The organism is Zwartia hollandica, from assembly GCF_019923725.1.
Lineage (GTDB): Bacteria > Pseudomonadota > Gammaproteobacteria > Burkholderiales > Burkholderiaceae_B > Zwartia > Zwartia hollandica.
The window spans coordinates 36,772-49,846 of the sequence record NZ_JAHXRI010000010.1 but is presented as its reverse complement, the minus strand read 5'-3'; the positions used below and the strand labels follow the sequence as shown (position 1 = coordinate 49,846).

Below are 13,075 nucleotides of genomic sequence, written 5' to 3'. Positions count from 1 at the left end.
GATTAGTTAACACTCTCTGCACTGTTTAGACCAAACTCTTTGAACTTCGATACTTGTACGAAACCCATGTCCTCTAGCAGATTCGCTACGCTATGGATCACCATCGTTATCGAAAATATTGGAATGATCAGGTAGACGGCCCAGCTTGGCCAATTCAGTGTTTGCGTTCGTTCTGTATAGAGAAAGTTAAAAGACTTAGCCGCAAAGGCCTTTGGCTCGAAACCTGCTTGGGCAAAGCCAATCGGATCAAACCAGAGCAGGCACATCCATGCCAGCGCGATTGAAAAAATAGCGATACCTAGACCCGCAGTAATTTTTGCAATTTTTTTATAGGACGCTGGCAGTTTTTCCGTGAGCATTTCAACTGCGAAATCCATACGTAACCGCGTCATGGCAGAGCCGCCAATAAAGGTTAGCCAGACGACGGAATAGACGGCGGACTCATCGACCCAATAAAGCGATGCCCCGCTGTAGCGGGTCACAACATTCAGCAGAATGAGGAAGGTCAATAAGAACATCAGCCCCGTGATCAACCATCTCTCGACAGTGAGGATTGTCTTTGAGGTTGCCAGCACGGCGCGTACAGCAATCGGTGGGGTCGGTGTTGCATGCGCTTGTTCTGTCGTGAGGTGTTGCATGACTTGACCTGTGTACATAAGTAAAACTTAATGCTATAAATTGTATATTGTATAAAATATGCAAGTCAAGAAATATCCCATAAAATCAGGGTTACATCTAATACTTCTAGAATCATGAAACACAAAACCGTCGCCAACGCCATCGCGGATAAGCTCAGGCAAGATATTCTGAGCGGCATTCACGAGGCCGGCGCACAGCTGCGCCAAGACGCGCTCGCCACAGCTTTTGGAGCCAGTAGGATTCCGGTGCGAGAGGCGTTGATTCAGCTCGAGGCGGAGGGTTTGATTCAAATGATTCCGCACAAAGGTGCTGTGGTCACAAGCCTGTCGCGTGCGGAGATTAATGATGTGTTTGACTTGCGTAAACTTTTGGAGGCTCGGCTCTTTGAGGATTCCATACAGAAATTGACTGAATCGGATTTTGCCGCCTTAGATGAGATTCAGAAAAAGTTTGGTATCGCAATCAGAGATGCAGACTTAACCCAGTGGGGAAAGCTCAACACGGAATTGCATACAACGCTGTATGGTCGCGCCGAGTTGCCGCAAACCGCTGCCGTGGTCGCAGCCTTGCTTCAAAAAAGTGATCGTTACACACGAGTCCAGCTTTCTTCAAATGCCGCTCGGAAACGCGCCGAAAAAGAGCATGCAAATTTAATTGAAGCGGCTAAATTGAAAAAAATTAAGCCAGCCTGTGATTTGCTAGTCAAACACATTGAAACAGTACGGGCTGATTTGCTGGCACTGTTGGCAAAAAATAAATAAAGTTAAGACAACCGTACCAGCGGCGCGCGTGAGTGCGCTTAGTCAAAGATCTCGGTTGTCACTCGCTTCTATACGGCACATCAATAAAGCATCCGCTTTCTCCGCCTAGCGCGAAGTTCAGCAAGGGCGGGCGACCATGTGGCACTTGAGCAAAATGCTCTGCATCCGTGCCAGCGATTGACACACGCAGACGGCTACCCGGCTGTAAGGTCCAAGAAATCGGTAGCAAAGAAAATCTCACGTCAGCAAACACACCGGGCTGCATATGCTTTGCCTGTTCGCGGTGAAAGCTTCGGTATACCCAGTTGGCGTTGTAACTTGCAGGCGGTTTGGCCTCGGCACGGTGCAGTAGGCGCAAGCTACCTTCAGTGATATACCAAGAGTGACCGGCTTGATCGACTTCAGAAATATAGACAAACACACTTGCATCATGCTCTGAGCAAGACATACGCAATTGAACCGTTAAATGTCCAGAGAGTTCAAGCGCATTGTTTGTGGGCTCGGTCGAGAAACAAAGTAAGCGTTTTTCGTGTGCGTTCCAATCGTCGTAGTAGTCTTCAACGGGCAAGGCCCCAAGACGTTCAAAGCGACTGTGCTGTCCGGTGTTTGTGGAAAAACTCACTTGATAGGGCGCGGTGGATGCCGCGCTTGGCGCTTGCGGCAAAAGTTGGCCCTGGTCTGCAAAAAATAGCCGTGTGCTCTTGGCGTGCGGTGGCCAGGTCGCGGCGGCTTGCCATTTTTCTTCGTGCAGGGTGTGAAAGTGCACGGGCAATTCGTTTTTGATCCCAGTATTCATCCCTGCTAAGTGCTCATCAAAAAAGCGTAAGACCTCAGCCAAGATCTGAAACTCAGGCTTGGAGCCGCCACCGCGCCATGGCGAGCCATTCGTGCGCGCGCCGTGATCCCACGGACCAAGCAGTAAGCGGTTATCTGCACCGGGGTTGCTCAAGAAGCGAGCGATAGAACCATTTGCAAACGCACTGCCGTCATACCAGCCAGACACCGACAGTATGTTGACTTGCCCAGGCACTTGGCCCAAATACCAATACGGGCTGAACGAGCCGCTATGCATGTTGGGGTCGTGCGTTGCAGCTTCTTCGCGAAACGCAAACTCAGGTGCTAAGTCACGCATCCGAAAGCTGCCTTGATGCTGTACAAGTGCTTGCGCCAACAGTGCACCATCCTTATCCTCATCCACCGGCTGAGGACCTGCATAGCGCTTGTCATTGAAGTAAGGGTAGGGCTGCAAGAGGTCGCGTCTATCGAGGTCTAAGGCTGAGACCAGATCATCGTAATTTTCAGTGACGGTTGTGCATTTAATGCCACCTGGAAAGACATGATCAGCGTACGTGTCATGCACAGAAAATAATGGTGCAATCGCCTTGACTGCTGGATGACCCGTACTGGCTAAAAAGCATGCGGCAGCACCCAGGTAGGAAATCCCGGTGGAGCCGATCGAGCCGTTAGACCAAGGCTGGGCGACGATCCAATTTGCAATTTCGCGATAGTCCTCGCGCTCTCGCGGAGACCGAAAGCAATCACGTGTGCCAAAGCTAGCCCCGGTGCCACGCACATCGACCGTGATCACTGCATAACCGCGAGGAATAAAGAAATCCCGATAGATTGCAATGTTGGGTGAGGGCTCAGCACCGGGGCCAGTGACTTTAAAGCGTCTGTAATAAGGTGTCAGCACGGCAACCGTCGGGAAGCGCGTCCCGGGTTTGAGCGTTGGGCTCTCAGGAAGATAAACATCGATGGCCAGTCGCACACCATCGGGCATCGTGAGATACCTTGAATCGGGTGTTCCAATTGTGTAGGTGGAGGGTCGCTTGGCGAGATATTCGGAAGGGGTAACGTTCCAGGCGCGGCTGAGTGCATCGTTGTCAGACATGATTGATCGCTTTATATTTAGATAACCCATACTATATGCAGTAAATGGAAATTACCCTAGTAACTAAACTTTGCTTACTTGTTAGGATGACTTAAATGCAAAATGTATTCCGTCGTTTGTTTGCGTCTGTTCTGTGTGTGTGGTCCGCGACTGTTGTGAATCTCGCAAATAGTCAGGAGTACCCGTCGCGTCCGATCAAGCTCGTGATTCCGCAGGCGCCAGGTTCGGGTGCTGACTTAGTGGGGCGCATGCTTGCTGAGCATATGTCGAAATCTTTGAAGCAATCTGTTGTCGTCGATAACAAACCCGGCGCAAATGGCATCATCGCCTCGCAGCTTGTGCAGCGTGAACAGCCCGATGGCTATACGCTTATGCTTACCAGCGTTTCTTTGGTGAGTTTCAACCAATTTCTATACAAGAACGTGCCGTTTGATCCCTTGAAGGATTTCACGTTCATCTCTCCGGTTGCCGATGCTGGCTTTGTTCTTGTAGCAAGCGTGAATAGTGGCATCAAATCGTGGAGTGATCTGATTAAGAAGGCGAAGGCTGAGCCTGATGTCGTAAAGTTTGCAAGTGCCGGCGTCGGGAACTCCACCCATCTCTATAGTGAAATGATTGGCCTGCGATCCGACATCAAGATCCGCCATATTCCCTACAAGAGCTCAGGACCTGCCTTGATGGCTGTGGTTGCCGGTGAGGCTGACTTGATGACTGTCACGACCGCGACAGGTCTGAGCCAAATCAAAGGGGGCAAGGTGATTGCCCTAGCGCAGTCCGGTGAAAGTCGCTCCGCTCAGTTGGCAGAGGTGCCGCTACTGAAAGAGCTGGCGCCGAACATGCCAGCGCTTCCTGGTTGGTATGCCTTGATTGGCCCAGCAAAAATGGACGCAGCGGTGACCAAAAAAATCTCTGCAGCGGTTAATCAATTCCTAACGGATCCGCCGATCGCGCAAAAACTCAATGACCAGTTCCTCTTCCCGATTCCTGGCACACCTGCGGATATTCAGAAGCGCGCCGAAAGCGAAGCGCGAGTCTGGGGCGGGTTGATTGGGGATTTGAAGTTGCAGATCGATTAGGGTGAGTTGTCTCAACTGATTTGGCTCAGTGATGGCGATGCGGTGCAGGATGGGTGGTTGTTGCTCGCTATAAAACAGAGTAAATTCAATGCACGAGAATAGATTTATTATCTAGCCGTTTCAGGCGCCCGGAGGCACCATGCTAAAAAGAGCTTTTCTAAAATTCGGTGCAGCAACATTCGGTGCGGCTCTTTGGCCTACCTTGGCCATCGCTCAAAAGCATGTCTTTGGTAATCCGGTGACAGTGGTGCTTCCCCTTCAAGCGGGAAGCGCATCTGATGTTGCGGTTCGTTATGTGACCGCAGCACTGTCGACAGCTATGGATACTAACTTCGTTGTTGAGAACGTTCTGGGCGCTGGCGGAATTGTTGGCTTGGATCGGATGGCGCGAGCCAAGCCAGATGGTCAAACGTTAGCTGCGCTGAACAACAGCATCTTGACGATCTTGCCCCATCTGCAACCGCAAAACGTTAAGGTCAATACGCTCACAGAGTTTGAGCCCATTGCCGGGCTTGCGAATATTCCGACCTTTTTTGCGGTGCCGAGCAGCTCTGCAATTAATAATATTCAGGATCTCGTGCAGCTCGCGCGTAAAGAGCCGGACCGTATTCATTACGCCTCGGGTGGCATTGGTAGTCCGCAGCATTTGGCGGCTGAGATGTTCAGTGCCTATGCAAAGGTCAAGCTCACGCACGTGCCTTATCGTGGTGCGAGCCAAGCGACGCTTGCAGTCGCTTCAGGTGAAGTTCAGGTCATGCCCATGGCGTTGTCTTTGGCGAAACCGTTTTTGGCAGACAAGCGCGTTCGTTTGATCGGCTATTGCGGCACCGAACGTCATCCACAATATCCAGACATTCCTACGCTGATTGAGCAAGGTGTGAAGGATTATGACTACTCCTCTTGGATTGCTCTGTTCGCACCGAAAGGGATTTCCGTTGCTGCCTTAGCCGAGCTTCGTAAGCAGACACAGAGCGTCGTCAATGATCCTGCGATTCAACAGAAAATGTCGAATGCCGGCTTGGATCCTTGGCCTAAATCGCCTGAGCAACTTAGTAAAATCATGCAACATGATTTCGTTAAGTGGCAAACCATCATCAAGGATGCAAATATTAAGGGCGGTTGATCGATGTCGAACCTTGCGGCAGTTAGCCTAGGCGGTTATCAGGGGAGTGGGTCGATACTAAGTGCTTCGTTGACCTCCCTTGAGCAATCACTTAAGGCCTGCGAGCTCTTTGGCCCCATCACCACAGCACTTGACGTCACAGCGCAGGGTGAAACGGCTGGGCAACTATTCCAAAGCGTCAATCTAGGTACTCGGCAAATCTGTTATGCGGCATCAGGCTATTTGACGGCTTACGCAAGTGACTTAGCCGCGCTTGATTTGCCATTCACCGTGAAAAATCGTGAGGCTGCCTTGGCCGCGCTAGATCATTCGGCTGGGCAGTGGTTAAGTGATCAGCTCGGACAAAACTCAAGCTTCAAGGTATTGGGGTTTTGGGATAACGGGTTTAGACATATTTCTAACTCGGTCCGATCTTTGCGTACGCCTACTGATATGCAGGGGTTGAAGATTCGCACACTGGACAGTGCAATCTATCGTGAATCCTTAAATGCACTTGGGTTCACCGCGGTCACAACGGATGTCAGTGAATTGAAGCGGGTGCTGAAGTCCGGTGAAGTTCAGGCGCAAGAGAATCCGCTTACCAATTACAACAACTTCAAGATTTATGAGAACCACCCTTATGTGAGCCTAACCGGCCATTTTTTTGGTGTGCTCTTGCTCGTTTGCAATCGACAATGGTTTGATAGTCTGTCGGCAAAGCAGCAACATGCGGTAGACGCTGCGGCTGCAAGGGCAACGCAACAGCAACGTACCCTTGCAGCGCAACAAGATAGCGCATTGCTCACTGAGCTAGCGCAAAGAGGTGTTCAAATCACATCGAGTTCAGATCTCGACATGGGAGCAATGCGAAGTGTCACGGCTCATATTATTGAACGAGAGCGCCAAACATTATCTAAGCCAATGGTGCAACACTATCTTGATGCGTAACGGGATTGAATGGTAAGTATTCATTTGAATGAACGTGCTTTGTATAGGGAAAGAAAATGGGCTTAAGATTTTTAGAACACGCACTCATCCTGACGCATGATCCCGAAGGCACGCGTGACTGGTTTTGTACAAATCTAGGTTTCACAAATGGGTTTCACCCTGATTTCGGGTTCCCGGTGTACTGGCTCTATATCGGTGAGCAAGATGTCTTACATATCGGTAAGGCTAGGCACTCTGCACATCAGAATACCTATTTGCAAACGCCGAGCGACCAAAAGGATGTGGACTACTCTGCCGCAGGTGCGCTGGGTTCTGGGCGTATCGATCACATTTGCTTTAACTGCGATGGCTTGGCTGAGTTTGTCGAGCGTTTGACCAGCAATGGTGTCGAGTTCAGTGAGCGCAAGGCCCACAATTCAAACCTCTATCAACTTTTTATGCGCGAACCCATTAATGGAATAAAAGTAGAGCTCAACTTCGCTTGGTCGGAAGCTGAGCAGCTAGGGCGTGTCCCCGCTTGGACGGATACGGGTAAGTCAAACTAAAGGAGCGTGTTCCATGTCTCAATTAATTCGTCGTCGTTTGATCTCTGCTATTGCGGTGATTTCTGGTACGCCACTGCTAGGTACGTCAGTGCGTGCGTTCGCGCAGCAGTCTTATCCCAACAAGCCAATAAAGATGATTGCGCCGTATCCGCCCGGCGGTGGGGTGGACACCGTGGCGCGTCTCGTAGCCGAGCGCCTCTCGGTGCGTATCGGACAAACCATCGCAGTTGAGAATCGCCCCGGTGCTGGTGCCACGATCGGCGCGGATGCGCTTGCCAAGAGCCCACCAGACGGCTACACCCTTATGTTGGGGAGCATTACGGACTACGCTATTGCGCCACACGTGCACAAGAATCTTGGGTTTGATATGAAGCGCGATTTCATACCCGTTGTCGAAGTCGCTTTTGGTACAGTGGGCTTGGTCGTCTATGCCGACTTGCCGGTTAAGAATCTCCAAGAGCTGATTGCGTTCGCCAAAGCGAATCCCGGGCAATTGAGCTATGCCTCATCGGGAGTGGGAGGCTCACAGCACCTCAATGCCGAGATGTTTAAGCAGATGGCCGGTGTCGATCTTGTGCACGTACCCTATAAAGGTACTACGCAGTTTTTACCTGACCTAATGTCTGGGCGTGTACAGATGTCAGTCGACAGCATGCCCGCACACTTGCCGCATATCAAGTCAGGAAAGGTTCGCGCCTTGGCTGTTGCGACACGTACAAGAGTGCCAATGTTGCCTGATGTGCCAACGATGGCCGAGGCGGGATTGCCTGGCTATGAAACGGCCACGAACTACACCGTGTTTGTGCCCACCGGTACGCCTGCCGATATCGTCGCCTTGCTCAACCGCGAGACCAATGCCGTCCTTCAGCAGGCCGATGTGAAGGAAAAGCTGTTGACGCTTGGCATCATCACGATAGGCGGTACAACGGAGTCGGCACAGGCACGCGTGCCTGCTGAGCTGACAAAGTGGGCGAACGTCATTAAGAATGGCAATATCAAGCTTAACTAGAGGTTCGCCGAGGGAAGGGGTTTAGGATGTTCGGTAAACCCCTTCTGCTTATTCGCCTTTGATGTTGTTAGTGCGAATTAAATCGCCAAAAGTTCGGTAGTCGGTCTCAACGCGCTTGGTCAGCACCTCGGGCTTGCCACCCACCGGTACGTAGCCCAGTTTTTCAAAGCGTTGGATGACAGCAGGTGTTTTTAAAATCTTGTCGGACTCTTGATTGATGCGATCAATCGCCGCCTGTGGCGTGCCCACGGGGTAAGTCAGACCTAACCAAACACCGATATCAAAGCCAGGAATAGTTTCGGCTAAAGCGGGAACGTTCGGCAGCCCAGAGAACCGATCTTTTGTCGACACGGCCAAGGGAATTAAGCGCCCACTGGTAAAGTGCTGTGCGGCCGCGCCGATAGAGCTAAATGTCACATCCACATGACCACTGATCATGTCGGTATTAGCGGGGGCTTGCCCTTTGTAGGGGACGTGCACAAGACTGATGCCCGCTTCATGCTTGAATAGTTCCGCGGCTAAGTGACCAGAAGAGCCATTCCCCGACGAAGCGATTGTGAATTTCCCCGGATTAGCCTTGGCTAACGCAACAAGCTCTGCCACGTTTTTTACTGGCATTTTTTGTGGGTTGACGACTAAGACCAAAGGTAAGTTTGCGACCAAACTAACGTGCGCAAAACTTTTGAGCGGGTCGTAGGGAACTTTCTGCAGGTGCGGGTTAATCGTGAAAGGCGGATCAGAACCAAAACTAATGGTGTACCCATCTGGCACTGCTTTTGCTAAGACGTCTGCGCCAATAATGCCGCCGCCGCCCGCTCTATTTTCGACAATCACGGTTTGACCAAGCGCAAGGCCGAGTTGCTCTGCCATTAAACGAGCGGTTAAGTCAGCCGCACCGCCTGGGGCATACGGCACCACCATTTTGATGGGCTTGGTCGGCGTCCATTGTGCGACGGCCGCTTGCGATAACCCAATGCCTATCGCCGCGCTAGCTATCCATAAGGAAAGTTTCTTCATGCGGCGACACCTTTTTCTTTTGATTCGACATAAGGAGGCGAGTAAATCACCAAGACGCGTACGGGTTCTTCGCTGATGCGCGTAAAGGAATGCACTGCGTCCGCCGGGAAAAAACAGGTGTCCCCAGGATTGAGCTCACACACTTGGCCACCGACTTCGGCACGCGCACGCCCCGAGAGCATGTAGCACACCTGCTCAATCCCCGGATGACGGTGCGGCAATGCGCCACCGCCTTCGGCGTTGAGCGCACCACCCACCACACCAAGTAAAACCTCAAGTTGTTGGGCGCCCACTGTTTCCGGGCCAATCAAACGACGATTAACCGTGTCACCATGATTGGCAGGACTATAAGGTGTTACGTCAGATTCTTTAATGAAATAGCGCTTGCTGGTCATACATGTCTCCTAAGGTGGTTCATCTTTATGTTTTTTATATTCTATGCGCTTACTTTGAAGCGGGAGTGATTAATTTGCTAGGGACTTTACCTTTTTGCCTGGCATCTGCTATTAACTGAGCGTCTGAAAAGCAGGTGCCGGCGTAACCTTCATTGGCTTTTTCTTGAATCGTTGAGCGGCTTGCCACATGTCATAAGCGGATTGTTCCGCCAACCATAGTCGGGCCTCCCCACCTCTTTCGACACCAAGCCATGCCTCAATCCTGAGTGCCATCTCGGGCGAGATAGCAGCATGACCATTTATCATGCGTGAAAAGGCTACACGTGAGACGCCTAACTGCGCGGCAGCTTGTGTGACATTCAATCCCAACGCCGGCAGCACATCATCTCGAATCGTTAATCCTGGGTGTGGTGGGCTGTGCATGCGTGTCATTTTTTTTCCTAATGGTAGTCTTGGTAGTTCACCAATACAGCGTGAGTTTTCTCAAAGGCAAAGGTCATTCGCCAATTCCCACTGACCGACACTGAAAAGTGCTTTTTTAGATCTCGGCCTTTGAGTGGATGAAGTTTCCATCCCGGCAGGTTCATATCATTGGCTGCTGTTGATTGATCTAGCCTGGCGAGCATTCGCGATAAGCGAGAGGCATGCACGGCTTGGATCCCAGATTTGTTACCGGTTTCAAAGAAACTTTCTAGGCCTTTATGTATAAAAGATTTAATCATGAATTGTATCGTGTAGCGTTACGCTTTGCAAAACGATTTAATGTGCTGGGTATCTATTGTTGAGCCGATGAATCGACTCGATTTTTTTGATTATTACTTTGTTTGGCCGATGATGGGATCCTCGAATCGGACAAATTGGTCACTTATCGAGGGGGATGGTGTTAGCGACTCACCTCTTTACTAGATCGGCAATTTTTATCAAAAAATGTTAATAAGTAATTGATAAATAACAATTAAAATCGGCAGACGTATCGGCAGACGTATCAGCACAAATACGGTCGAATGGAAGCGAGGCGCTAGGCTGGAATGCCCGAGCTAACCGCTCGAAAAGCCGAATATCCCCCGAGCTTACGAGAACTTCATTTTTTCGGTCGAAAGACCGGCAAGAAATGCCCTGAACTCATCGGTGAAAACGTCAGCGTTAACGGGGCACCGATTTGCAAATCGTCCAGCGAGCAGTCGACAATATTGGTAAGCATTAAAGGCCCTTCGGCTAACTCGACATACGCAACGATGTATGGCTCTGAGGCCTTGCTCAGTGTCGTTGCTGCGTAGAGCGTTGCTTTGCCGGCAGACTCTTTCCACTCGAGCTTGTTGCTGAAGCAAAAAGGGCAGAACAGTCGCGGATGCCAATGCGTTTTGCCGCAGTCGGCGCAATGCGGCAGCAGCATGCTCTCTTTTTTTGTGGCTTCCCAGAAAAATGCGAGATCGGGATTAGCTGCCAGGGCTTGCGTATGCAGGGTGATATGTTCGTTACTCATCTAGAGCCTCTCAAGAACGACAGTGGCGTGGGCATAACCTGTGCCGATGAAACCGCCAGGGCCAGACGCTAACGCCAGATCGCAGTTTTTGACTTGTACGGCAGGGTGGGCGGTACCCCTCAACTGACGCGTCGCCTCAATGAGCTTTGTGATGCCACCACGGTTGCTTGGATGATTATTGCAAAGGCCGCCGCCGTCTGTATTGATGGCAAGGGGCCCGTTCCCAGAGATCAGTTTGCCATCTGCCACAAACTTTCCGCCTTCGCCTTTTTTGCAAAAGCCGAGATCTTCCAGTTGCATCAGCACCATGATCGTAAAGTTATCGTAGATGGAGGCATACTTAAAATCTTTGGCGGTAACACCCGCCTCGGCAAAAGCGATTGGCCCACTGACGGAAGCGCCCGTTGTGGTCAAGGACGAGTAGCCGCCGTTTTGGCCGTGTACGGTATGGCCAGACCCAATCACACGCACCAACGGATTCTTGAGTGATCTGGCAATTTCAGGGCTCACTAGAACGATCGCACCACCACCATCACTAATGACACAGCAGTCCATTCTGCGCAGAGGCGACGCCACTAAAGGAGAACGCATGACATCGTCAACGGTTACGGGTTTGTTGAACATGGCATTCGGGTTGTGCTTGGCATGCTCGGATGCGGCAACACGGATCCATGCCAGCTGTTCTAAGGTGGTGCCGTACTCATGCATGTGCCGAGACATCATCATGGCGTAGGCTGTCGATATGGTGGGGCGGTAACCCGCCTCCCACAGTGCATCAGGGCGGTCTGGCTCGCAAGGTCTGGGTGCGGTGCCTGTTTTCATCTGCTCGCTACGCGGTCTACCAGCGAGGATGATGAGTGCAACGTTACAGCGCCCGGACGAAATGGCATCTACCGCATGTGAAACATGAATTAATGGAGAGCAGCCACCTGCGTCAGTTGAGTCGATGTGGCGAAGCTTCAGATTCATGTGATCAATGAACCAGTTTGCGTTAGAGCCTGGGATATCTCGCCCACCAAAGAATCCATCAACATCCTTAGGGCTTAGGCCAGCATCTTTCAATGCCCCCAAGGCGCACTCTGCATGCAGTTGAACCAGCGACTTATCTGGAGCATGTCGAGTTGGATGCTCAAAAATTCCCGCTATATAGGCTTTATCGTTTCGCTTCACGCTTTCAACCACTCTGTTAAAAAATAAAAATTATTCAGCACTGGCGCCGGCGAGCTTCACAATAGCGCCCCAGCGATTGACTTCATCACTGTGAAACTTCTTTAACTCGGCGCGTGACATTTTTTGCCAATGTAGAACATCGTCAATACCCAATTGAGTCAGTCTCGCTACATACTCAGGATCTGAGGCAATTTCTTTTGATACCGTCCATAGTTTTTGAGCGATATCGTTAGGCGTTCCCGTGGGCACGGCAAGACCAAACCAAGCGCTGAGATCGAATTCTTTGTATCCCTGTTCAGATAGGCTGGGCACCGAAGGTAACGCAACCGTTCTCTTTATAGTGGTGACCGCGAGAGCACGTAAGCGACCGTCGTCAATCATCGGTTTGCCATTGGCGGGTGGATAGAACAGATAATCAATCCGACCGGCTATCAAGTCTGTAATGGCTGCAGGGCCCGAGGTGTAGGGGATGTGCGTCGTGCGTATCTTTGCCACCGAATTCAGATACTCTGCCGACAAGTGGTTCAACTGACCACTACCGGTCGTACCAAACGATAGTTTGTCTGGGTTCTTGCTTGCGAAACTAACAATATCCGCCACCGACTTCCAGGGTGAGTCGGCTTTGACAAGCAGCGCAACGGGCGTCAGACAGATGAGGGCGACAGGCTCTAGATCGGCGATCGGGTTGTAGGTGAGGCCTTTTTTGCGAAACAACTCTGGATTGATGGCAGAGGGGCCGGTGTTGGTCACCAAAATGGTGTAGCCGTCCGCGGGTGATTTGGCCGCAGCAGAGTAGGCGATCGCGCCGCTTGCGCCACCTTTGTTATCGATCACGACAGGCTGTCCAAGTTTTTTTGACAAGCGTGTGCCGAACTCTCGACCGATAATGTCAGCAAAGGATCCTGCGGGTGCGGGAACAATCATCTTGATCGGTCGATCCGGATAGGTTTGCGTCATGCCGATCGCAGGACTGATGCATAGCGTGAGTAGAGCCAAAAACTGTTTGAATGGTCGATTAGTCATCATGCTCTCCGCAAGG

General features: G+C 51.2%; 15 protein-coding genes. 6 read left to right on the top strand and 9 right to left on the bottom strand.

Annotated elements, in window-relative coordinates; genetic code table 11:
- Positions 1-2: 2 nt before the first annotated feature.
- On the bottom strand, positions 3-638 hold the full coding sequence (locus KZZ10_RS10890) for a TRAP transporter small permease (RefSeq protein WP_259661562.1): 636 nt from the start codon (positions 636-638) through the stop codon (positions 3-5).
- Positions 639-752: 114 nt separating this feature from the next.
- On the opposite strand from KZZ10_RS10890, the gene KZZ10_RS10885 reads away from it, so the two are divergent.
- Complete coding sequence (locus KZZ10_RS10885) at positions 753-1,400, top strand: GntR family transcriptional regulator (RefSeq protein ID WP_259661561.1); 648 nt, start codon at positions 753-755, stop codon at positions 1,398-1,400.
- Positions 1,401-1,458: 58 nt separating this feature from the next.
- Here the strand turns inward: KZZ10_RS10885 and KZZ10_RS10880 are convergent, their stop codons facing one another.
- The gene (locus KZZ10_RS10880) at positions 1,459-3,291 is read right to left on the bottom strand and encodes a CocE/NonD family hydrolase (RefSeq protein ID WP_259661560.1); all 1,833 of its coding nucleotides are present in this window, start codon (positions 3,289-3,291) and stop codon (positions 1,459-1,461) included.
- A 95-nt stretch (positions 3,292-3,386) separates the two neighbouring features.
- Here KZZ10_RS10880 and KZZ10_RS10875 point away from each other — a divergent pair, with 95 nt between their 5' ends.
- The 5 genes from KZZ10_RS10875 (at position 3,387) to KZZ10_RS10855 (ending at position 7,971) form a co-directional block, all read left to right on the top strand.
- A complete protein-coding gene (locus KZZ10_RS10875; protein ID WP_259661559.1) occupies positions 3,387-4,367 on the top strand; it encodes a Bug family tripartite tricarboxylate transporter substrate binding protein in 981 nt (326 codons plus the stop codon).
- A gap of 139 nt (positions 4,368-4,506) precedes the next feature.
- Positions 4,507-5,490 carry a Bug family tripartite tricarboxylate transporter substrate binding protein gene (locus KZZ10_RS10870; protein WP_259661558.1) on the top strand — a complete coding sequence of 328 codons (984 nt, stop codon included), beginning with the start codon at positions 4,507-4,509 and terminating at the stop codon, positions 5,488-5,490.
- A gap of 3 nt (positions 5,491-5,493) precedes the next feature.
- Entirely contained in the window at positions 5,494-6,417 is a 924-nt protein-coding gene (locus KZZ10_RS10865) for a TRAP transporter substrate-binding protein (RefSeq protein WP_259661557.1), read from the top strand.
- Between the two features lie 56 nt (positions 6,418-6,473).
- Positions 6,474-6,962: a VOC family protein gene (locus KZZ10_RS10860; protein WP_259661556.1), complete on the top strand. Its 489-nt coding sequence runs from the start codon at positions 6,474-6,476 to the stop codon at positions 6,960-6,962.
- Positions 6,963-6,975: 13 nt separating this feature from the next.
- Positions 6,976-7,971 carry a Bug family tripartite tricarboxylate transporter substrate binding protein gene (locus KZZ10_RS10855; protein ID WP_259661555.1) on the top strand — a complete coding sequence of 332 codons (996 nt, stop codon included), beginning with the start codon at positions 6,976-6,978 and terminating at the stop codon, positions 7,969-7,971.
- A gap of 48 nt (positions 7,972-8,019) precedes the next feature.
- Here KZZ10_RS10855 and KZZ10_RS10850 read toward each other — a convergent pair whose 3' ends face one another.
- The 7 genes from KZZ10_RS10850 to KZZ10_RS10820 form a co-directional block, all read right to left on the bottom strand.
- A complete protein-coding gene (locus KZZ10_RS10850) occupies positions 8,020-8,988 on the bottom strand; it encodes a Bug family tripartite tricarboxylate transporter substrate binding protein (RefSeq protein ID WP_259661554.1) in 969 nt (322 codons plus the stop codon).
- Positions 8,985-9,383 carry a cupin domain-containing protein gene (locus KZZ10_RS10845; RefSeq protein WP_259661553.1) on the bottom strand — a complete coding sequence of 133 codons (399 nt, stop codon included), beginning with the start codon at positions 9,381-9,383 and terminating at the stop codon, positions 8,985-8,987. Before KZZ10_RS10845 ends, KZZ10_RS10850 begins: the two co-directional genes overlap by 4 nt.
- 111 nt (positions 9,384-9,494) lie before the next feature.
- Positions 9,495-9,815: a HigA family addiction module antitoxin gene (locus KZZ10_RS10840; RefSeq protein WP_259661552.1), complete on the bottom strand. Its 321-nt coding sequence runs from the start codon at positions 9,813-9,815 to the stop codon at positions 9,495-9,497.
- 8 nt (positions 9,816-9,823) lie between these two features.
- Positions 9,824-10,105, bottom strand: a complete 282-nt coding sequence (locus KZZ10_RS10835; protein ID WP_259661551.1) for a type II toxin-antitoxin system RelE/ParE family toxin — start codon at positions 10,103-10,105, stop codon at positions 9,824-9,826.
- A gap of 359 nt (positions 10,106-10,464) precedes the next feature.
- The gene (locus tag KZZ10_RS10830; RefSeq protein WP_259661550.1) at positions 10,465-10,866 is read right to left on the bottom strand and encodes a Zn-ribbon domain-containing OB-fold protein; all 402 of its coding nucleotides are present in this window, start codon (positions 10,864-10,866) and stop codon (positions 10,465-10,467) included.
- The gene (locus KZZ10_RS10825; RefSeq protein WP_259661549.1) at positions 10,867-12,036 is read right to left on the bottom strand and encodes a thiolase family protein; all 1,170 of its coding nucleotides are present in this window, start codon (positions 12,034-12,036) and stop codon (positions 10,867-10,869) included.
- 30 nt (positions 12,037-12,066) lie between these two features.
- The gene (locus tag KZZ10_RS10820) at positions 12,067-13,062 is read right to left on the bottom strand and encodes a Bug family tripartite tricarboxylate transporter substrate binding protein (protein WP_259661548.1); all 996 of its coding nucleotides are present in this window, start codon (positions 13,060-13,062) and stop codon (positions 12,067-12,069) included.
- Positions 13,063-13,075 lie beyond the last annotated feature (13 nt).

Bases quoted from the DNA above. Each gene is read 5' to 3' on its own strand.
- KZZ10_RS10890 (WP_259661562.1), bottom strand. From the start codon at position 638: ATGCAACACCTCACGACAGAACAAGCGCATGCAACACCGACCCCACCG.
- KZZ10_RS10885 (WP_259661561.1), top strand. From the start codon at position 753: ATGAAACACAAAACCGTCGCCAACGCCATCGCGGATAAGCTCAGGCAA.
- KZZ10_RS10880 (WP_259661560.1), bottom strand. From the start codon at position 3,291: ATGTCTGACAACGATGCACTCAGCCGCGCCTGGAACGTTACCCCTTCC.
- KZZ10_RS10875 (WP_259661559.1), top strand. From the start codon at position 3,387: ATGCAAAATGTATTCCGTCGTTTGTTTGCGTCTGTTCTGTGTGTGTGG.
- KZZ10_RS10870 (WP_259661558.1), top strand. From the start codon at position 4,507: ATGCTAAAAAGAGCTTTTCTAAAATTCGGTGCAGCAACATTCGGTGCG.
- KZZ10_RS10865 (WP_259661557.1), top strand. From the start codon at position 5,494: ATGTCGAACCTTGCGGCAGTTAGCCTAGGCGGTTATCAGGGGAGTGGG.
- KZZ10_RS10860 (WP_259661556.1), top strand. From the start codon at position 6,474: ATGGGCTTAAGATTTTTAGAACACGCACTCATCCTGACGCATGATCCC.
- KZZ10_RS10855 (WP_259661555.1), top strand. From the start codon at position 6,976: ATGTCTCAATTAATTCGTCGTCGTTTGATCTCTGCTATTGCGGTGATT.
- KZZ10_RS10850 (WP_259661554.1), bottom strand. From the start codon at position 8,988: ATGAAGAAACTTTCCTTATGGATAGCTAGCGCGGCGATAGGCATTGGG.
- KZZ10_RS10845 (WP_259661553.1), bottom strand. From the start codon at position 9,383: ATGACCAGCAAGCGCTATTTCATTAAAGAATCTGACGTAACACCTTAT.
- KZZ10_RS10840 (WP_259661552.1), bottom strand. From the start codon at position 9,815: ATGACACGCATGCACAGCCCACCACACCCAGGATTAACGATTCGAGAT.
- KZZ10_RS10835 (WP_259661551.1), bottom strand. From the start codon at position 10,105: ATGATTAAATCTTTTATACATAAAGGCCTAGAAAGTTTCTTTGAAACC.
- KZZ10_RS10830 (WP_259661550.1), bottom strand. From the start codon at position 10,866: ATGAGTAACGAACATATCACCCTGCATACGCAAGCCCTGGCAGCTAAT.
- KZZ10_RS10820 (WP_259661548.1), bottom strand. From the start codon at position 13,062: ATGATGACTAATCGACCATTCAAACAGTTTTTGGCTCTACTCACGCTA.